The sequence below is a fragment of the Variovorax sp. LjRoot290 genome (assembly GCF_964253985.1).
In the GTDB taxonomy this organism is placed as follows: Bacteria; Pseudomonadota; Gammaproteobacteria; order Burkholderiales; family Burkholderiaceae_C; genus Variovorax.
Genome location: NZ_CAXURW020000001.1, coordinates 4,846,137 through 4,865,133, shown reverse-complemented (window position 1 = coordinate 4,865,133; position 18,997 = coordinate 4,846,137). Strand labels below are relative to the sequence as shown.

Here is an 18,997-nt window from a genome sequence, read left to right as displayed (position 1 = left end):
GAATCCAGCTATGAGGTCCGCCAGAACATGGTTGATGGGACTGGTCCTCCTGGCCCAAGCTGCGGCTGTGGCCAGCGCCGAAGCTGTGTCTGCCGCGGCTCCCGAGGCGCCCCGCATCGTGGTCCTGATGCAGGTCGAGGGCGCCATCGGGCCCGCTTCCGCAGACTATGTGCGCCGCGGCCTCGCGCTGGCTGCCAAGGAACAGGCGCAGCTCGCCGTGCTGCAGCTCGACACGCCGGGCGGGCTCGACGCCTCGATGCGCAACATCATCAAGGACATCCTCGCTTCGCCCGTGCCGGTGGCGACCTTCGTGGCGCCCAGCGGCGCCCGCGCCGCGAGTGCCGGCACCTACATCCTCTACGCGAGCCACATCGCAGCCATGGCACCGGCCTCCAACCTCGGCGCGGCGACGCCGGTGGCCATCGGCATGCCGACGCCGGGCCGGCCGGAGCCGAAGCCGCCGTCCTCTTCCGAGAAGGGTGCCGAGCCCGCTCCCGATGCGATGAGCGCCAAGCGGCTGGCCGATGCCTCGGCCTACATCCGCAGCCTGGCGCAGCTGCGCGGGCGCAATGCCGACTGGGCCGAGCAGGCGGTGCGCGAGTCGGTGAGCCTGTCGGCGCAGGAGGCGCTGGAGAAAAAGGTCATCACCCTGGTCGCACGCGACGTGGCCGACCTGCTGATGCAGGTGCATGGGCGCGAAGTGAGCCTGGCGCATGGCACCGTGCGGCTGGCCACCCAGCGCGCGCAGCTGCTCGCCTTCGACGCCGATTGGCGCAGCCGGCTGCTGTCGGTGATCACCGAGCCCAGCCTGGCGCTGATCCTGCTGATGATCGGCATCTACGGCCTCCTGTTCGAGTTCTCCAACCCCGGCTTCGTGCTGCCCGGCGTGGTGGGCGCCATCTGCCTGACGCTGGCGCTGTTCGGCCTGCAGATGCTGCCGGTCAACTACGCGGGACTGGCGCTGATCCTGCTGGGGGTGGCCTTCCTCATCGCCGAGGCCTTTCTGCCGAGCTTCGGCGTGCTGGGGCTGGGCGGCATCGCGGCCTTCGCGATCGGCGCCGTGCTCCTGATCGACAGCGACGCGCCGGGCTTCGGCGTGCCGCTGTGGGTGGTGGCGGTGATCAGCGCGGTCTCGGCCCTGTTCATCCTCGCGGTCGCCGGCATGGCCGCGAAGGCGCGCCGGCGGCCGGTGAAGAGCGGCATCTCGGCCCTCGTGGGCACCACTGGCGAACTGGTCGAGTTCTCGGACGGCGAGGGCTGGGCGCAGATCCAGGGCGACTACTGGCGCGTGACCGGCGCGGGTGACCTGCATACCGGCGGACGAGTCCGGGTCAGCGGCGTGCAAGGTGTCGTGCTGCAGGTGGCCCCGGACGGCCAATGACCATGTTCTTCAATTTCAGCGTCGCGCTCATCGCTCTGCTCCTGGTGCTGGCGGTGATGCTCGCCGCGGCGTCGCTGCGCATCCTGCGCGAGTACGAGCGAGGCGTGGTGTTCCAGCTCGGCCGCTTCTGGAAGGTCAAGGGGCCGGGCCTGGTGATCCTGATCCCCGGCATCCAGCAGATGGTGCGCGTGGGGCTGCGCGTGATGGTGCTCGACATCCCGAGCCAGGACGTGATCACGCGCGACAACGTGTCGGTGAAGGTGAACGCGGTGCTCTACTTCCGCGTGATCGATGCGGAGAAAGCGATCATCCAGGTCGAGAAGTACCTCGAGGCCACCAGCCAGCTGGCGCAGACCACGCTGCGCGCCGTGCTCGGCAAGCACGAACTCGACGACTTGCTGTCCGAGCGCGAGCGCCTCAATCTCGATATCCAGAAGATCCTCGAGGCGCAGACCGACATCTGGGGCATCAAGGTGACCAACGTCGAGATCAAGCATGTCGATCTCAACGAGAACATGGTGCGCGCCATCGCGCGGCAGGCCGAGGCCGAGCGCGAACGGCGCGCCAAGGTGATCCATGCAGAGGGCGAACTGCAGGCCTCGGTCAAGCTGGCCGAAGCGGCCGAGATTCTGGGGCGCCAGCCGCAGGCGCTGCAGTTGCGCTATCTGGAAACCCTGACCGTGATCGCCGCCGACAAGAATTCGACCATCGTGTTTCCCTTGCCGCTGGAGGTCATCGGACCCTTGCTGCAATGGATCAAGAAGAAGGCCGACGCGCCGTAGCGTCGGCGCCGGGCGACCTACAGCGTCTTGGTCAGCGTGACGATCAGCGGTTGCGCGTAAAGACTTGCGCGCCCTTGCGACGCCGCTCGCGCGTGGCAAGATGCCTCGTCTTCCCTATTGCCCCGGCGCCCCGCATGCTCATCAACTGCGTTGTCTACGAAGACGGCACCAAGCTGGCCGACATTCCCGTTTCCGAAATCAGCGAGTACGCGTCGCTGCCGCGTTGCTTCGTCTGGGTGGCGCTGCGCGACGCCACGCCCGAAGAGCTGGCCGAAGTGCAGGCCGAGTTCGGTCTTCATCCGCTGGCCGTGGAAGATGCCCACAACGGCCACCAGCGGCCGAAGGTGGAGGAGTACGCCGATTCGCTCTTCGTCGTCATGCACCTGCTCGAAGCGGGTGCCGGCGAGCCCGCCACGCTCACGGTCGGCGAGCTCGACGTCTTCGTCGGGCGCAACTACGTGGTGTCGGTGCGCAACCGCAGCGATCACGGCTTCACCGAAGTGCGCGAGCGCTGCGAGCGCGAGCCCGAGCTGCTCAAGAACGGTCCGGGCTTCGTGCTCTACGCGCTGATGGATGCCGTGGTCGACCGCTACTTCCCGATCATCGATGCGTTCGAGGACGAACTCGACACCATCGAGCAGCGCATCTTCACCAAGGGCGCCGCGCGCGACAGCATCAAGCGCCTCTACGAACTGAAGCAGCGCCTGACGCTGCTCAAGCACGCGGTCGCGCCGCTGCTTGAAGGCACCGGCAAGCTGCACGGCGGCCGCGTGCCGCAGATCTGCGTTAGCACGCAGGAGTACTTCCGCGACGTGGTCGACCACCTGAGCCGCATCAACAACACCATCGACTCGATCCGCGACACCATCGGCACCGCGATCCACGTCAACCTCTCGATGGTCACCATCGAGGACGGCGAAGTGACCAAGCGCCTCGCGGCCTGGGCCGCCATCTTCGCCGTGTGCACCGCATTCGCCGGCCTCTGGGGCATGAACTTCGAGCACATGCCCGAGCTGAAATGGCGCTACGGCTATGCGGCCGCGCTGGCGCTCATCGCGAGCCTTTGCGCCTACCTGTACTACCGCTTCCGGCGTGCGGGCTGGGTGTGAGCATGCTTCTGATCCGCCATGTGCGCCCCATGGGCGCCGCCCCTGCCGACGTGCTGGTGCAGGACGGCCGCATCGCGGCCCTCGGCCCGGCCTTGCACGCCGCAGCCGGCTGCGCGGTGGAGGAGGGCGGCGGCGCGCTCCTGCTGCCCGGCCTGGTCGAAGGCCACACGCACCTGGACAAGACGCTGTGGGGCATGGACTGGTACCGCAACGAGGTCGGCACCCGGCTCATCGACAGGATCGACAACGAGCGCGCCTTTCGCCAGGCCAGCGGCCATGACGCGGCCGCGCAGTCGCTGGCATTGGCCCGGGCCTTCCTGGCGCGCGGCACGACGCGGCTGCGCACCCACGTGGACATCGACACCCAGGCAGGGCTGCGCCATCTCGAAGGCGTGCTGCAGACGCGCGACACGATGCAGGCGCTGCAGCAGATCCAGATCGTCGCCTTCCCGCAATCGGGCCTCCTGGGCCGGCCCGGCACGGCCGAGCTGCTGGACCAGGCCATCGCCCGCGGCGCCGACGTGCTTGGCGGCCTGGACCCGTGCGCGATCGACGGCGATCCGGTGCGCTCGCTCGACGCGCTCTTCGCCATCGCCGAGCGCCGCGGCTGCCCGCTCGACATCCATCTGCACGAGCCCGGCGCCATGGGCTCCTTCTCGCTCGACCTGATCCTCGCGCGCACGGCAGCGCTCGGCATGCAAGGCAAGGTCGCGATCAGCCACGGCTTCTGCCTGGGCGACCTGCCCGAGCGCGAATGCGAGGCGCTGCTGGCGCGCATGGCCGCGCTCGGCGTGGTGCTGGTCACCAGTGCGCCGCCTTCGCGCAGCGTGCCGCCGCTCATGGCCTGCCGCCGCGCCGGCGTCACCGTGCTCGGCGGCAACGACGGCATCCGCGACACCTGGACGCCCTACGGCAGCCCCGACATGCTGGAGCGCGCGATGCTGATCGGCCTGCGCTACAACCTGCGGCGCGACGACGAGATCGAGGTCGCGCTCGACTGCGTCACCCATGCGGGCGCGCGCGGCTTGCGCTTCGAAGCCTATGGCCTGGCGCCGGACTGCCGGGCCGACCTGGTGCTGGTCGATGCGCAGACCGTCGCCGAGGCGGTGGTGGCGCGGCCGGTGCGGCGGCTCGTGGTGGCGGGCGGCCGCGTCGTGGCGCGCGATGGGGCGCTGCTGTCGGATGCGGTTCCCGTGTGAAGGAGCAGACGACGATGTACCAGGAAGAATTCATGCGGCGCGCCATCGCGCTCTCGGCGCAGGCGCTGCACACACCGGGCACCGAACCCTTCGGCGCCGTCGTCGTGCAGGACGGCCGCGTGGTGGGTGAGGGCTTCAACCACTCGGTGGCCCATTTCGACCCGACCTCGCACGGCGAGGTGGAGGCCATCCGCGATGCCTGCCGCAATCTGCAGCGCGTGGACCTGAGCGGCTGCGAACTCTACACCTCGTGCGAGCCCTGCGCCCTGTGCGTGGCCGCCATGCGCATCGCGGGCATCGCCAGGCTCTACTACGCGGCCTCGCTTGCGCAGTCGGGCCAGGCCTTCGCCGGGCTGCCGACAGAGGCGCGCCACCCGATCGACATCGAAGACCTGCGTGCCGAGGCCGGTGCGCCGATCGAGCGGCGGACGCTGCCCGCGGAGCAGAAGATGGATCGCGAAGCGGTGCAGATCCTGGCGACCTGGGCCGCGTCGAAAAAGGCTTGAGCACCGGTGGGCGTGCGGGCCCGACGAAGCATTTGGTTGTCTTGCGCCGGAAGACGGTGTCGCGTAACGTCGTGTTACTTATTTTTGCAACATCCGCCGCTTCATGATCTCCAAACGCCGCTTGCTCCAAAGCCTCGCCGCCTCGGCCTGTGCCCCGGCCGCGTGGGCCCAACAGGCAACGTCTTCCACCGCGCCGCGCGCCGCGCGCCCCGCCGGTTCCGCCGCCCCCGGCGCCTGGCCGACCCAGCCGGTGCGCATCCTGGTCGGCTTCCCGGCCGGCGCCTCGCCCGACCTCGCGGCGCGTGCCATCGCCGAGCCGCTCTCCAAGCTGCTGGGCCAACCGGTGACGGTGGAGAACAAGCCCGGCGCCAGCGGCAACCTCGCGGCCGACCTGGTGGCCAAGGCGCAGGACGATCACACCATCGGCGCACTGATCAACGGCAACCTGACGATCGCCAAGCTGCTGAATCCCGCCACGCCCTTCGACCCCGAGAAAGACTTCGCGCCCGTGGGCCTGATCGGCACCGCGCCGCTGGTGCTCGCGGTCTCGGGCGACGCCGTGGGCAAGAACGCCACCGAGCTGTTGCTGTGGGCGCGCAACCTCGGCGACAAGGGCAAGTACGGCACGCCCGGCGTCGGGACCGTGGGCCACCTGGGCATGGAACTGCTGAAGACCCGCACCAGCATCTCGCCGCAGCACGCGCCCTTCAACGGCAATCCGCAGGTCATCGCCGCCATGCTGGCGGGACAGATCCAGATGGCGCTGCTGCCGCCGGGCCTCGCGAAGCCTCATGTGGCCTCGGGCAAGTTCAAGGCCCTCGGCGTCACTTCTCCCCTGCGCAGCCCGCTGTTCAGCGAGCTGCCCACGCTGCGCGAAGCCGACGTGCGCGGCGCCGACCTCGAGATCTGGACCGCGCTCGCGGCCCCGGCCAGCCTGCCCAAGCCGGCGGTGGCCAGGCTCAACGCGGCGCTGGGCGAGGTGCTTCGCTCCGCCGAAGTGCAGCAGCAACTGCTGAAGGCGGGCTGGCAAGCGCAGGCCGGCACGCCACAAGCGCTGGCCTACCGGATGCGCTCCGACACCTCGCAGTTGGGCGGCGTGATCCTGATGCGGGGCATTCGCTCGGAGACTTGAACTCCCCCAGGCTTCGCGCACTTCGTGTCGCTACGCCAACCCCCTCACCGGGGGCGACACCGACGGCCCGGCAAAGCCGGTTCCGTGGTGTTTCTGGAACGGGCTTCGATTAAGAGCCGCTGCACTGCCCCTCAGACACTGGCGGCCTCCTCCTGTGCGGCTTACGCAGACGGCGCTCGGGCACTGACCATCCAGCAGGCGGCGGCGAAGCGAACCTCGGTTCCGTGCACATAGGGATCGAAGGCGGCGCGGACGGTGTCGATGACTTGCGCGCGCGTCCGCTCGTCCACCTCCTGAAGGATCAGGCCGACGGGACCGAGCCGGGTGAAGTAGCCGACCAACTCCTTCTCGGGCAGGGTGCAGTCGACATCGATCGGCCGGATGTCGATCCCGGCCCAGCCGCTCTCTTGCAGGATGGCAGCGACCCGATGCCGGTCTGCGAAGGAGAACTGTCCCGGCGCGCCCGGCTGGCGGGCGGGCATGTTCGGCAGCAGCGGTGCCGCCGCGCGCTCGGCCGTCGTCATGAACGGGTTCTCCGCGGCACTCCGCCAGACGATGAAGCGGAGCCTGGCGTCGTCCCGTGCGGCGCGCCGCAGGTTCGCGAAGGCCAGGACCGGGTGGTCGAAGAACATGACGCCGAAGCGCGACATGATCAGGTCGAAGCTTGCGGGCTCGAAGGCGTGGATTTGCGCGTCGGCACGGATGAAGCTTGCCGGCGTGTCTTCCCGTTCGGCGCGTGCCCGGGCGGCGGCGATCAGCGGATCCGAAATGTCGACGCCGATGCAGTGGCCCGTCGCGCCGAGCAGCCGCGCAACGGCGAGCGTCGTGCTGCCGGTACCGCAGCCGACGTCGAGCACCTGCTGCCCGGGGCCGGCGCGGACCGCTTCGACCAGCAGGTCTTCGAAGGGCTCGAGCACCTGGTCGATCACCTCCTGTGCCTCGACCCAGGCACGCCCTGCGCGGCCGTTCCAAAGCGCCGTCTGCTCGTTGTTGTCGGTCTGGAGTGTGGCATCCATGGTCGTTTTCCTTTGCTTGCCCTCGAGAGGCGGAAGCTAGACTGTGCAACTTCAAGTCGACTTGAGGTCAAGAGAATGATGCACCTGGACATCGCCGAGGTGGCGCAGCGATCCGGCGTTCCCGCGTCGACGCTGCGCTTCTATGACGAAAAGGGGCTGATCGCCTCCACCGGCAGGCGCGGCCTGCGCCGCCTGTTCGATCCCGGCGTGCTGGAGCGGCTGGCGCTGATCGCGCTGGGGCGCGCGGCCGGCTTCTCGCTCGACGAGATCGCGCTCCTGTTCACGCGCGAGGCGCAGCCGCGCATCGACCGCCAGATGCTCGCGGCCAAGGCGCAGGAGCTGGACAAGACGATCCGCAAACTGAGCGCCATGCGCGACGGCCTGCTGCACGCCGCTGCCTGCCCCGCACCGAGCCACATGGAATGCCCCACCTTCCGTCGCATCCTGCAGGCCGCCGCGACCGGCGCTGTCGGAGCGCGAAAGAAGAGGGCTCCGCAGCCACCGGCACGCATCGCCTGATCCAGCGCAGCGCCGCGCGCCCATAAGCCGCGCTTATGTAAAAGCAACGCAAAACGGCGTTCCCTTCAGTACGGTGCGTGTCGATACTTGCCGCCAGCCACGCTGCGGCATCCCTCACAACACGTACCTGGAGACATCGCCATGCATCTTTCTTCCCGACTCGTCCTGCTCGCCGGCCTGGCAGCCGCGCTGGCCTGCGGGACTGTGTCCGCCCAGACCTGGCCCGCCAAGCCGATCCGACTGGTCGTGCCCTTCGCGGCCGGCGGCGCCAACGACCTGATGGCGCGCGCCGCGGCCGAAGGCGCATCGAAGGCGCTGGGCCAGCCCATCGTGGTCGACAACAAGCCCGGCGCCGGCGCCACGCTGGGCGCGGACATCGTCGCCAAGAGCGCGCCCGACGGCTACACCTTCCTGGTGAGCGCGGCCGGCGTGATCTCCAACAGCATGATCAAGAAGCACCTGCCCTACAAGGACAGCGACCTGGTGCCGGTCGGCATGATCGGCCTCGCGCCCTCGGTGATCCTGGTGCCGGCCGACGCGCCCTACAAGGACCTGAAGGAATTCATCGCGGCCTCCAAGACGGGCGCCGGCTTCCACTGGGCGACCGCCGGCACCGGCAGCACGCCGCATTTCGTCGAGGGCATGCTGGAGACGAAGTACGGCGCCAAGCTCGACGTGGTGCCCTACAAGAGCGGCTCGGAGTCGATCACCGCGGTGCTCGGCAAGCAGGTCGAGGCGACGTCGGAGGCCAGCATCGTCGCGCTGCCCTACCTCAAGAGCGGCAAGCTGAAGGCGCTGGCCAACACCTGGACCACGCGCATCTCGGCCTATCCGGAGCTCTCCACGGCCTCGGAGCAAGGCTTCCCGGACGTGCGCATCGCCCACTGGGCCGGCGTGCATGCGCCGCACGGCACGCCCGAGGCGGTGCTCGACAAGATGAGCGCCGCCATCGACGCGGCCATGAAGACCCCGGCCATCGCCGACAAGCTCAAGGGGATGGGCATCGAGCCGATCGGCGGCACGCGCGCCTCCTTCGTGCAGTTCGTCGATGCCGAGCGCGCGCGCCTGGGCGCGGTGGTCAAGGCCACGGGCATGAAGGACGAATGACGATGACGAAGGCCATCCATCCCGGCACGCTGTTGCGGCAAAAGGTCGAAGCCAAGCGCGGCCTGCTGGTGCCGGGCGCGGCCAACGCGCTGGCCGCGCGCGTCATCGAGGAGCTCGGTTTCGAGGCCGTCTACCTGAGCGGCGCCGGGCTCACCAACACCTTCTACGGCATCCCCGACCTGGGCTTCGTCCACCTGGGCGATCTCGCGCAGCACACGGCCGCGCTGCGCGATGCGGTGAAGCTGCCCATCATCGTCGACGCCGACACCGGCTTCGGCAATGCGCTCAACGTGCAGCACACGGTGCGCACGCTGGAGCGCGCCGGCGCCAACGCGATCCAGCTGGAAGATCAGGTGAACCCCAAGAAGTGCGGGCACTTCGAGGGCAAGGCGGTGATCGCGCAGGGCGAGATGCTCGGCAAGGTGAAGGCGGCGGTCGATGCCCGGGTGCATGCCGACTTCCTGGTGATCGCGCGCACCGACGCGGCCGCGGTCGAAGGCATCGACGCTGCGATCGCGCGCGCCGCGGCCTATGCCGAGGCCGGGGCCGACATCACCTTCGTGGAGGCGCCCGAGTCGCTGGAAGCGCTGCGCCGCATTCCGCGCGAGCTGGCCTGCCCGCAGGTGGTCAACGTGGTGATCGGTGGCAAGACGCCGACGCTGGACGCGGCCGAGTTCGGCGCCATGGGCTTCGGCCTGGTGCTCTATGCCAACGCGGCGCTGCAGGGCGCGGTGCGCGGCATGACGCTGGCGCTGCAAGGCCTGCGCGAGCGCGGCCGGTTGGACGAGGCGAGCGGCCTGGTCGCGACTTTCGCCGAGCGTCAGGCGCTGGTGCGCAAGAAGGAATTCGATGAGCTCGATGCGCGCTATGCCTGAGGCGATCGCCGCGATCGACAGCCACGCCCACGTGTTCCGGCGCGGCCTGCGGCTGGCGCCGGTGCATCGCCACGCGCCCGACTACGACGCGCTCTTGCCCGACTACTTCGCGCTGCTCGACGCGCATGCGGTCTCGCATGCGGTGCTGGTGCAGCCGAGCTTCCTGGGCACCGACAACAGCTTCCTGCTCGATGCGCTGCGCGCCTGTCCAGAGCGGCTGCGCGGCGTCGTGATCGTCGAGCCGAGCATCGGCGAGAACGAATTGGCGGCGCTGGACCGGCAAGGCGTCTGCGGCATCCGGCTCAACCTCGTCGGGCTGCCCATTCCCGACTTCGCGCTTGCCGAATGGCAGCGCCTGTTCGAGCGTGTGCGTGTGCTCGACTGGCATGTGGAGCTGCATCGCGAATCGCACGACCTGCCGCTGGTCGGGCAGTCCATCCTCGATGCCGGCTGCAAGCTGGTGGTGGACCACTTCGGCCGGCCCGGCCCGGCGCCCGGCGACGACGAAGGCTTCGCCTGGCTGCTGCGCAGCGCTTCGACCGGGCGCGTGTGGGTCAAGCTCTCCGCGGCCTACCGCAACTGGCCCGACCAGCGCGGCAGCGCGGCCCGCGCCGCTGCACAGGCCCTGCTGCAGGCGCTGGGTGCCGGCCGCCTGCTGTGGGGCAGCGACTGGCCGCACACGCAACACCAGGATCTGGCCGATTACGGATCCACCCAGGCGGCGCTGGCCGACTGGGTGCCGGATGCCGAGGCGCGCCGGCGCATCCTGGTCAACACACCCGCCGCGCTGTTCCGTTTCGCCTGAGTCATCAACATAAAAGGGGCGCCGGCATCGGCGCCCGAAGGAGACACCGATGTTCCATCCCTCGCGCCTCGTGCGCGCCATCATCCGTGCCGCGGGCGGCGCGACCTTGCTGCTCGCAGCCCTCGGCGCACAGGCGCAAGCCTGGCCGGCCAAGCCGGTGCGCCTGGTCGTGACCTATCCGCCGGGCGGCACGGTCGATGCGGTGGCGCGCATCATCGGGCCCAAGCTCTCGGCCCGGCTCGGCCAGCCGGTGGTGATCGACAACCGCGGCGGCGCCGGCGGCGCGATCGGCGGCGACATCGTCGCCAAGAGCCCGGCCGACGGCTATACCTTGATGCTCGATGCCTCCAACCATGCGCAGAACCCGGCGCTGCGCAGCAAGATGCCCTTCGACACGCTGCGCGACTTCGCGCCGGTCTCGCTCTTGGTCAAGGTGCCCAACATCCTCGTGGTGCATCCCGGTGCGCCGATCGCGAGCATCAAGGACCTGATCGCCCAAGCCAAGGCGCGGCCGGGGGAGATCAACTACGCCTCCTCGGGCAACGGCTCCTCGCCGCACCTGGCGGCCGAGCTCTTCGATTCGATGGCCAAGACGCGCATGACGCACGTGGCCTACAAGGGCGGCGGCCCGGCGCTCACCGACGTCATGGCGGGCCAGGTGCCGGTGTTCTTCGCCAGCCTGGGTTCGGGCATGCCCTACATCCAGAGCGGCAAGCTGCGGCCGCTCGCAATCGGCGGCAAGACGCGCTCGCCGGTGCTGCCCGAGGTGCCGACCCTCGCGGAGTCGGGCCTGCCGGGCTACGAGATGTACGAGTGGAATGCGGTCTTCGTGCCGGCGGGCACGCCGGCTGCGGTGATCGCGCGGCTTTCGAAGGAGATCGCCGCCACCGTCAAGGACCCGGAGGTGCGCCAGCGGCTGGAGGCCATGGGCGCCGAGGTGATCGGCTCCGATCCGTCAGAGCTCGATGCGTTCCGCCGCGCCGAGCTCGCGAAGTGGAGCCGGCTCGCCAAGGAGAACAAGCTTCAGCTCGATTGAGGTACGGGGCCCAGCAATTCGGCGAACGCATCGGCAAAGGTGGGTCGCGAGCGCGCCAGCCACATCGCCGACAGCTCGAAGGCGGGCAGGTCCGCGCCGTCGCGCACCTCGGCATAGCGCACGCCTTCGTGCCGCAGCGCATGCACCGAGCGCGGCAGCAGCGACCAGCCGAGGCCTGCGGCCACGCAGGCCAGCACGGTCAGCGTGCGGTTGGCGTCCTGCACCACCTGCACCTGATGGCCGGCGCGGCGGATCGCGCCCAGCAGCTGGCTGCGCAAGGCCGGAATCTGCTGCTCGGGAAACCAGACCAGCCCATGCTGCGCGATCTCGGCCAGGGACACGCAACCGTCGGCTGCCACCTCGTAGCCGGCGGGCAGTGCGGCCACCATCGGCTCCTCGCCCAGGCGCAGCTCGTTCACCTTGGCATTGAAGGACACGGGCGGATGCAGCAGCGCGATGTCGATGCGGCCGCCCGCCAGCGCGTCGACCTGCTCGGCATTGCTCATCTCGCGCAGCACCACGTCGAGCTGCGGATGGGCGGCGCGCAGCAGGCGCAGCGCGCGCGGCAACACCTCGTAGATGGCATGGGTCACGAAGCCGATGGTGAGCCGGCCTGCGCGGCCCGCCGCCATGGCCCGTGCGCGCTCGGCCGCCGCGTCGGCGTGGGCCAGGCTGGCGCGAACGTCCTCCACGATCGCGAGGCCGGCCTCGGTCAGCGTGGCGCCGCGCCGCGTGCGCGTGAAGAGCGGCGTGCCGATCTCGCGCTCGAGCCGGTTCAGCGTCTGCGTGAGCGCCGGCTGCGCGAGGCCCAATTGCTCGGCCGCGCGCGTGAGGCTGCCGGCCTCGCTGACCGCGAGGATGCAGCGCATCTGGCGGGTGTCCATCAGCTTCGCTTGTCCGGCGCGTACCAGCGGGTCGCGATCAGTTCCGGCTCATCGTGTGCCAGCAGGCGCGCCCAGTGGCGGTCGGCGTCCTCGACGAACAGGTCGCGCGCGATCGCGTGGGCCAGGCGCGTGGCACCGATCGCGAGGCCGGGGATGTCACCCGCCAGCGCGCCGTGGCTCATGGTGGCGCCCCAGTTGAACAGGCGCATGCGCGAGAGCGCCTCGGCCTCGGTGCTGCCGGCGACGCCCGTGCGGCCGCGCAGTTCGAAGCCCGCACCCAGGTAGGGGAAGCGCGCCGGCTCGGGATAGCGCTGCGCCTCCTCGGGCAGCACGTGCTGGGCCCAGGTGTCGACCAGCGGCGTGTAGCGCGCGATCTCGGGGCGGTCGAGCAGGTCGACGTCGAAGCCGGTGCCGAAGATCACGGCGTCGAAGCGTTCGCTGCCGCCGTTCGGCGTGCTGACCTCCACGCCTTGCGCATCGGGCGCCACGTCCAGCCAGGGCGTGCCGAGCAGCAGCGTGAAGGCCGCATGCGCATCGCAGCGGCGCACGGTTTCCCAGGGCGGCGGCACCTGCTCGTCGAAGATGTAGGTGTAGACGCGCCACTTGCGCGCATCGTCCAGACCTTCGAAGCCGCGCAGGAAGCCGTGGCTTGATGCGGCCTTGCTCTTGTTGACCTGCGGCAATTGCGGCCGGCGCGCGAACAGCACGACCTCCGCGGCACCGGCCTCCAGCGCGCAGGCCGCGTTGTCGAAGGCCGAGGCGCCGGCGCCCAGCACGCCGATGCGCTTGCCGGCGAGCGAGGCGAAGTCGATCGCGTCGGCCGAATGGAACACCCGGCCGGCCGCGTGCGGGTCGTCGCGCCGCAAGGACGGAAAAGACGGCCAGCGCGGCGCGCCGCTGCCGTCGCGGCCCAGCGCCAGCACCAGCTGCCGCGTGCGTACGGTTTCGCGCCGGCCCTGCGGGTCCGTGAGTTCGACCGCGAGCAGCCGCCCATCGTCGCTGTGCGACACGGAGCGCAGCGCGACGCCGTTGTCCACCGGCAGGCCGACGGTGTCGCGCACCCACAGCAGGTAGTCGCGCCAGTCGATGCGGCCGATCTTGTGCAGCGCAGCCCAGCCTTCGATGCCGTGCTGCGCCTCGTACCAGGCGCGGAAAGACAGCGATGGCACGCCGAGCTCGGGGCCGCCGACCTGCTTGGGGCTGCGCAGCGTGAGCATGCGCGCATAGGTGCCCCATGGGCCTTCGTCGCCGCGCGCGGCGCGGTCGATCACGCGGATGTGGGTCACGCCTTCCTTGCGCAATGCGAAGGCGGCGGTCTGGCCGCACATGCCGGCGCCGGCCACCAGCACGTCGAGCACCGGCGTGTCGGCATCGGCCGATTCGGCCGGCAGCACCCAGGCGGGCGGCGGCAGGTTGATGCGCTCGAGATCGGCGCGCACTTGCGCAGCCAGCTTTTCGAGCGCCGCCGCATCGCGCGGGCTCGCGGTGAATTGCACAGGCACCGGCGGCAGGGCGTCGGAAGAGAGGTCGTCAGGCATCGCCTGAAGATAATCCAGAACATGATCGAACTCGACTGCTACTACAGCCTCTCTTCGCCCTGGGCGTATCTCGGCGGTCCGCAACTGCAGGACATCGTGCGCCGCCACCACGTGCGGCTCGTGCTCAAGCCCTACGATTTCCAGGCCGTGGTGCCGCACACCGGCGGCATTCCGCTCAAGACGCGGCCCGAGCCGCGCCGCACCTACCATGCGCTCGAACTCGCGCGCTGGCGCGAGTACCTGGGCATGCCGCTCAACCTGGAGCCGAAGCACTATCCCAAGGGCCCGCCGGCCGATCCGAACTGGAACAAGTGCCCGGGCTGGATGGTGATCGCCGCCCAGCTGCAGGGGCTCGATGCGCAGCCGCTCTCGCATGCGCTCTTGCGCGCGCTGTGGGCCGAGGAACGCGACACCTCGGATGCCGCGGTGCGCATCGCGGTCGCCGACGAGAACGGCTACGACGGCGCCGCGCTGCAGGCGCTGGAGCAGGGGCCCGAAACCCAGGCCCGCTACCGTGCCAACAGCGCCGAGGCGGTGGAGAAGGGCGTGTTCGGCGCGCCGACCTTCATCCTCGAGGGCGAGCGCTTCTGGGGGCAGGACCGGTTGGCCTTCCTCGACCGGGCGCTCGACCGGATCAGGGCTGGCCGCGGCGGATAATCCCCCGATGCGAATCCGCTTCACCAAGATGCAGGGCGCCGGCAACGACTTCGTCGTGCTGGACGAAACCCGTGGCGCGCTGGGCCTGAGTGCGGCGCAGTACCGCTTCCTGGCCGACCGCCACTTCGGCGTCGGCGCCGACCAGATCCTCACCGTGCGGCCTTCGCCGGCGGCGGGCATCGATTTCCAATACGTGATCCACAACGCCGACGGCGGCGAGGTCGAGCAGTGCGGCAACGGCGCGCGCTGCTTCATGCGCTTCGTGCGCGAGCACGGCCTCACGCCGAAGGACACGGTGCGCGTGCAGACGCTCTCGGGCGTGATCGAGCCGCACATGGGCGCCGACGGCCGCGTGACGGTCGACATGGGCGCGCCGATCTTCGAGCCCGCACGCGTGCCCTTCGACACCGCCGGCCTCGACCCGCAGCACGACGGCGCCTGGCACACCTGGCACCTGACCCTGGGCACGCACGCCGAAAGCGCCAAGGTGTCGGTGGCCGTGCTGTCGATGGGCAACCCGCATGCGGTGCAGATCGTGCCGGACGTCGAGACGGCGCCGGTGGCCACCCAGGGTCCGGCGATCGAGCACCATCCGCGCTTCCCGCAGCGCGTCAACGCCGGCTTCATGCAGGTCGTCGACCGCACGCACGTGCGCCTGCGCGTGTTCGAGCGCGGCGCCGGCGAAACGCTGGCCTGCGGCACCGGCGCCTGCGCCGCGGTGGTCGCGGGCATCCGTCTCGGCCGGCTCGACACCGGGGTCGACGTCCAGACCCGCGGCGGACTGCTCACCATCGAATGGGCCGGCGACGGCGCTCCGGTGCTGATGACCGGGCCCGCCGACACCGTGTTCGAAGGCGAAATCGAAGTGCCATGAACAAATTCAACTCCAACGCCATGAACCCGATCACCGAAGACGACATCGCCAACTACCTCTCGAACACGCCGGACTTCTTCGAACGCCATGCGCAGCTGCTGGGCCAGGTGCAGCTCACCAGCCCGCACGGCAACCGCGCGGTGAGCCTGCAGGAACGGCAGGCCGAGATGCTGCGCGAGAAGATCAAGGCGCTGGAGCACCGGGTGATGGACATGGTGCGCCATGGCACCGAGAACGTGGTCACGGCCGACCGGCTGCAGCGCTGGACGCGAGGCCTCCTGACCACGCGCGACCCGCGCGGGCTGCCGACCCAGATCGCGGAGCAGCTGCAGACGCTGTTCCTGGTGCCGCAGACCGCGATCAAGATCTGGGACTGCGACAGCAGCTACCTCAACGAGCCGTACGCGCAGTGGGTCAGCGACGACGTGAAGGCGCTGGCCACCTCGCTGACGGCGCCGTACTGCGGCCTGAATGCTGGCTTCGAAGCCGCCAACTGGCTGGCCGAGCCGCGTGCCGCGGTGTCGATCGCGCTGATTCCGCTGCGGCCCGACGCCGAAGCGCCGGCCTTCGGCCTGCTGGTGCTGGCATCGCCCGACGCGCAGCGCTTCAATGCCGAGATGGGCACCGACTTCCTGGAGCGCATCGCCGAGCTGGCCTCGGGCGCGCTCTCGCGGCTGCGGCCTTGATCCGCGGCTTCAGGCGCGCGGTACTCGGCGCGCTGGGGGTCCTGCTGCTGGGCTATGCAGCCATCGCGATCACGATCTGGCTGCATGCGCTCGACCTGCTGGGCCATCCGCCCCAGCGCGCGGCCGATGCGGCACTGATCCTCGGCAACCGCGCGTATCGCGACGGCAAGCCCAACCCCTGCCTCACCGGCCGTGTCGACACCGGCATCGCGCTGGCGCGGGAGGGGCGTGTGCGCCAGCTCGTGCTGTCCGGCGGCATCGACCGCGAGGACGGGCGCGTCGAGGCCGAGGTGATGCAGCAGCATGCGCGCGACGCCGGGTACACGGGCACGCTGCTGTTGGAGCCCGTGTCGTCGACGACGCGCGAGAACCTCTCGATGTCGCGCGCCGTGCTGCAGGCAGCCGGCGTGAAGAGCGTGATCATCGTGTCCGAGCCCTACCACCTGTGGCGCGTGGAGCGCCTGGCGCGCGCGGCCGGCTTCGACCGGATGTTCGAGCTGCAATACGCCGCGGCGCCGACCTCCTGCTGGCGCCGCTGGGGCATGCTCTTCAAGGGCGCGTTGCGCGAGCCGCTTGCCATCGTGAACAATGCCTCCAATGGATACCTCCACTGAGTCGCAGATCGCGACCCCGGCACTGGTCGAGAAGTACCTCGAGCACGTGCGCGTGGAACGCCGGCTCGCGGCGCGCACCGTCGAGCTCTACGCCATCCATCTGAAGACGCTGGCCGAGAAGACCCAGGCGGGTGGTCTGGCGCTCGACAAGGTCCAGACCGCCCACGTGCGGCGCTGGATGGCGCAGCTGCACAGCGCCGGCCGCGAAGCGCGCGGCATCGCGCTGGTGCTCTCGTGCTGGCGCGGCTTCTACCGCTGGCTCGGCAACGAGGGGTTGGTGGGCGCGAACCCGGTGCAGGACGTTCATGCGCCCAAGGCAGCTCGGCCCTTGCCGAAGGCGCTGGCGGTCGACGAGGCCGTGCAGCTCGCCGACCTGCACGACGCCGATGCCGACCCCTGGGCCGAGGCGCGCGATCGCGCGATCGTCGAACTGCTCTACGGCTGCGGCCTGCGCGTCGGCGAACTGACCGGATTGGACGTGCGCGCCAGCAACACCGCGCGCGGCTGGGTCGATCTCGATGCGCAGGAAGCCAGCGTGCTCGGCAAGGGCAGCAAGCGCCGCATCGTGCCGGTGGGCGCCAAGGCGGCCGAGGCGCTTGCGGCCTGGCTCGCGGTGCGCGACGAATGCAGCGCGCTCGAGGCCGCCCGACTGCGCGATCCGGCGAATGCCGCCGCGCTATTCATCGGCCGCAACGGCCTGCGTTTCTCCCCCCATTCGGTCTGGAAGCAGCTGCGCCAGCGCAGCCTCAAGGCCGGCCTGGCCGCGCCGGTGCATCCGCACATGCTGCGCCATTCCTTTGCCAGCCACGTGCTGCAGTCCAGCAGCGACCTGCGCGCGGTGCAGGAGCTGCTGGGCCACGCCAACATCGCAACCACGCAGGTCTACACGCGGCTGGATTTCCAGCACCTGGCCAAGGCCTACGATGCGGCGCATCCGCGGGCGCACGCGCGCGACGAGGGCGCATCGGTGCGCGCCCATAAAAGCAAGAACAAGCCATGAAACTTCTGCGTCTTCGGCCCGGCAAGGAGCGCTCGCTGCAGCGCCGCCATCCATGGGTCTTCGAATCGGCGATCGCCAAAGGCGGCGGCGATGCGGGCGAGACGGTGCGCATCGAATCGGACGAGGGCAAGTTCCTCGCCTGGGCGGCCTTCAGCCCGCATTCGAAGATTCGCGCCCGCGCCTGGAGCTTCGACGAGAAGCAGCGCATCGACGCGGCCTTTTTTGCGGCGCGTGTCGCGAGTGCGGTCGCAGCCCGGCAGCTCTTCGACCTGCAGAGCGACGGCGTGCGGCTGGTTCACGGCGAGGCCGACGGTCTGCCGGGTCTGATCGTCGACCGCTATGGCGACACGCTGGTGGCGCAGTTCCTGTCGGCCGGCGTGGAGCGCTGGAAGGAGGTGCTGGCCGATGCTTTGCTGGCTGCCACCGGTCTTGCAAAACTTTACGAACGCTCCGACGCGAGCGGCCGCGAGCGCGAGGGCCTCGCGCCGCAGACCGGCTGGCTGCGCGGCAGCGGTCCCACAGAGCTCACGATCCGCGAGCACGACTGGCAGCTCACGCTCGACATCGCGACCGGCCACAAGACCGGCTTCTACCTGGACCAGCGCGACAGCCGCCGGCGCTTTGCCGAACTGGCCCGGCATCGCCGCTTTCGCCGCGTGCTCAACTGCTTCTGCTACACCGGCGGCTTCACGGTCGCGGCGCTCGCGGGCTTGAAGGCGGCCGGCGCGGTCGAGGGCGCCGAGCTGGTGTCCATCGATTCCTCGCTGCCGGCGCTGGAGCGTGCGCGTGCGCATGTCGCCTTGAATGGCTTCGAAGGCGCGCGCACCGAGTTCCTCGATGCCGACGTCAATGCCGCGCTGCGCCGCTTCATCGAGGAGGGACGGGTGTTCGACGCCATCGTGCTCGATCCGCCCAAGTTCGCGCCCACCGTCGCCCACGCCGAGCGCGCCGCGCGGGCCTACAAGGACATCAACCGGCTGGCGCTCAAGCTGCTGGCGCCGGGCGGCGTGCTCTTGACTTTTTCGTGCTCGGGCGGCATCGGCGCCGACCTGTTCCACAAGATCGTGGCCGGCGCCGGCATCGATGCCGGCGTCGACGGCTACATCAGCGAGCGCCTGGGCGCCGCGCCGGACCACCCGATGACCATCGAGTTCCCCGAGGGCGAGTACCTGAAGGGCCTGGTGGTGGTGCGCAAATAGCTTTTGCCCTTGCCGGAGCGCGGCCGGACCGCCGTCGCTAAACTTTCCGCCTTTCCCCGATTCCACCCCCGGAGCACT

At 70.0% G+C, this 18,997-nt stretch carries 20 protein-coding genes; 17 read left to right on the top strand and 3 right to left on the bottom strand.

Annotation, left to right across the window (positions count from 1 at the left end; translation table 11 throughout):
* The first annotated feature begins 34 nt into the window (after positions 1 to 34).
* From ACSQ9A_RS24070 to ACSQ9A_RS24045, 6 genes are all read left to right on the top strand, one after another.
* On the top strand, positions 35 to 1,381 hold the full coding sequence (locus ACSQ9A_RS24070; protein WP_436293649.1) for an NfeD family protein: 1,347 nt from the start codon (positions 35 to 37) through the stop codon (positions 1,379 to 1,381).
* 2 nt (positions 1,382 to 1,383) lie between these two features.
* On the top strand, positions 1,384 to 2,163 hold the full coding sequence (locus ACSQ9A_RS24065; RefSeq protein ID WP_093104171.1) for a slipin family protein: 780 nt from the start codon (positions 1,384 to 1,386) through the stop codon (positions 2,161 to 2,163).
* Positions 2,164 to 2,297: 134 nt separating this feature from the next.
* Positions 2,298 to 3,272, top strand: a complete 975-nt coding sequence (gene corA, locus ACSQ9A_RS24060) for a magnesium/cobalt transporter CorA (RefSeq protein WP_436305470.1) — start codon at positions 2,298 to 2,300, stop codon at positions 3,270 to 3,272.
* Entirely contained in the window at positions 3,269 to 4,471 is a 1,203-nt protein-coding gene (locus ACSQ9A_RS24055) for an amidohydrolase family protein (protein WP_436305469.1), read from the top strand. Before corA ends, ACSQ9A_RS24055 begins: the two co-directional genes overlap by 4 nt.
* Before the next feature lie 14 nt (positions 4,472 to 4,485).
* Positions 4,486 to 4,977, top strand: a complete 492-nt coding sequence (locus ACSQ9A_RS24050) for a nucleoside deaminase (RefSeq protein WP_093103976.1) — start codon at positions 4,486 to 4,488, stop codon at positions 4,975 to 4,977.
* Between the two features lie 103 nt (positions 4,978 to 5,080).
* Complete coding sequence (locus tag ACSQ9A_RS24045) at positions 5,081 to 6,109, top strand: Bug family tripartite tricarboxylate transporter substrate binding protein (protein WP_093103977.1); 1,029 nt, start codon at positions 5,081 to 5,083, stop codon at positions 6,107 to 6,109.
* A 161-nt stretch (positions 6,110 to 6,270) separates the two neighbouring features.
* Here ACSQ9A_RS24045 and ACSQ9A_RS24040 read toward each other — a convergent pair whose 3' ends face one another.
* A complete protein-coding gene (locus tag ACSQ9A_RS24040; protein WP_436305468.1) occupies positions 6,271 to 7,125 on the bottom strand; it encodes a class I SAM-dependent methyltransferase in 855 nt (284 codons plus the stop codon).
* A 75-nt stretch (positions 7,126 to 7,200) separates the two neighbouring features.
* Here ACSQ9A_RS24040 and ACSQ9A_RS24035 point away from each other — a divergent pair, with 75 nt between their 5' ends.
* From ACSQ9A_RS24035 to ACSQ9A_RS24015, 5 genes are all read left to right on the top strand, one after another.
* Positions 7,201 to 7,644 carry a helix-turn-helix domain-containing protein gene (locus tag ACSQ9A_RS24035; protein ID WP_093103981.1) on the top strand — a complete coding sequence of 148 codons (444 nt, stop codon included), beginning with the start codon at positions 7,201 to 7,203 and terminating at the stop codon, positions 7,642 to 7,644.
* Positions 7,645 to 7,785: 141 nt separating this feature from the next.
* Complete coding sequence (locus ACSQ9A_RS24030) at positions 7,786 to 8,751, top strand: tripartite tricarboxylate transporter substrate binding protein (protein WP_093103982.1); 966 nt, start codon at positions 7,786 to 7,788, stop codon at positions 8,749 to 8,751.
* 2 nt (positions 8,752 to 8,753) lie between these two features.
* Complete coding sequence (locus tag ACSQ9A_RS24025) at positions 8,754 to 9,626, top strand: isocitrate lyase/PEP mutase family protein (protein ID WP_436305467.1); 873 nt, start codon at positions 8,754 to 8,756, stop codon at positions 9,624 to 9,626.
* On the top strand, positions 9,601 to 10,431 hold the full coding sequence (locus ACSQ9A_RS24020; protein WP_436305466.1) for an amidohydrolase family protein: 831 nt from the start codon (positions 9,601 to 9,603) through the stop codon (positions 10,429 to 10,431). The genes ACSQ9A_RS24025 and ACSQ9A_RS24020 overlap by 26 nt, the downstream gene beginning before the upstream one ends.
* 49 nt (positions 10,432 to 10,480) lie before the next feature.
* The gene (locus tag ACSQ9A_RS24015) at positions 10,481 to 11,467 is read left to right on the top strand and encodes a tripartite tricarboxylate transporter substrate binding protein (RefSeq protein ID WP_436305465.1); all 987 of its coding nucleotides are present in this window, start codon (positions 10,481 to 10,483) and stop codon (positions 11,465 to 11,467) included.
* Here ACSQ9A_RS24015 and ACSQ9A_RS24010 read toward each other — a convergent pair.
* On the bottom strand, positions 11,455 to 12,351 hold the full coding sequence (locus ACSQ9A_RS24010; protein ID WP_436305464.1) for a LysR family transcriptional regulator: 897 nt from the start codon (positions 12,349 to 12,351) through the stop codon (positions 11,455 to 11,457). The genes ACSQ9A_RS24015 and ACSQ9A_RS24010 overlap by 13 nt on opposite strands.
* Positions 12,351 to 13,889 (bottom strand): SidA/IucD/PvdA family monooxygenase, encoded by a 1,539-nt coding sequence (locus ACSQ9A_RS24005; protein WP_436305463.1) that lies wholly within the window; start codon positions 13,887 to 13,889, stop codon positions 12,351 to 12,353. The genes ACSQ9A_RS24010 and ACSQ9A_RS24005 overlap by 1 nt, the downstream gene beginning before the upstream one ends.
* 21 nt (positions 13,890 to 13,910) lie before the next feature.
* Here ACSQ9A_RS24005 and ACSQ9A_RS24000 point away from each other — a divergent pair, with 21 nt between their 5' ends.
* Genes ACSQ9A_RS24000 through ACSQ9A_RS23975 form a run of 6 tightly spaced genes read left to right on the top strand, consistent with a single transcriptional unit; the run spans position 13,911 to position 18,919 of the window.
* The gene (locus tag ACSQ9A_RS24000) at positions 13,911 to 14,546 is read left to right on the top strand and encodes a 2-hydroxychromene-2-carboxylate isomerase (protein ID WP_436305462.1); all 636 of its coding nucleotides are present in this window, start codon (positions 13,911 to 13,913) and stop codon (positions 14,544 to 14,546) included.
* A gap of 7 nt (positions 14,547 to 14,553) precedes the next feature.
* Positions 14,554 to 15,420: a diaminopimelate epimerase gene (gene dapF / locus ACSQ9A_RS23995; RefSeq protein ID WP_093103990.1), complete on the top strand. Its 867-nt coding sequence runs from the start codon at positions 14,554 to 14,556 to the stop codon at positions 15,418 to 15,420.
* Positions 15,417 to 16,106, top strand: a complete 690-nt coding sequence (locus ACSQ9A_RS23990) for a DUF484 family protein (protein WP_093103992.1) — start codon at positions 15,417 to 15,419, stop codon at positions 16,104 to 16,106. Before dapF ends, ACSQ9A_RS23990 begins: the two co-directional genes overlap by 4 nt.
* Positions 16,103 to 16,720: a YdcF family protein gene (locus ACSQ9A_RS23985; protein WP_436305461.1), complete on the top strand. Its 618-nt coding sequence runs from the start codon at positions 16,103 to 16,105 to the stop codon at positions 16,718 to 16,720. The genes ACSQ9A_RS23990 and ACSQ9A_RS23985 overlap by 4 nt, the downstream gene beginning before the upstream one ends.
* Positions 16,704 to 17,720, top strand: a complete 1,017-nt coding sequence (locus ACSQ9A_RS23980) for a tyrosine recombinase XerC (RefSeq protein WP_436305460.1) — start codon at positions 16,704 to 16,706, stop codon at positions 17,718 to 17,720. The genes ACSQ9A_RS23985 and ACSQ9A_RS23980 overlap by 17 nt, the downstream gene beginning before the upstream one ends.
* Positions 17,717 to 18,919, top strand: coding sequence for a class I SAM-dependent rRNA methyltransferase (locus ACSQ9A_RS23975; RefSeq protein WP_436305459.1), 1,203 nt, complete (start codon positions 17,717 to 17,719; stop codon positions 18,917 to 18,919). Before ACSQ9A_RS23980 ends, ACSQ9A_RS23975 begins: the two co-directional genes overlap by 4 nt.
* Positions 18,920 to 18,997 lie beyond the last annotated feature (78 nt).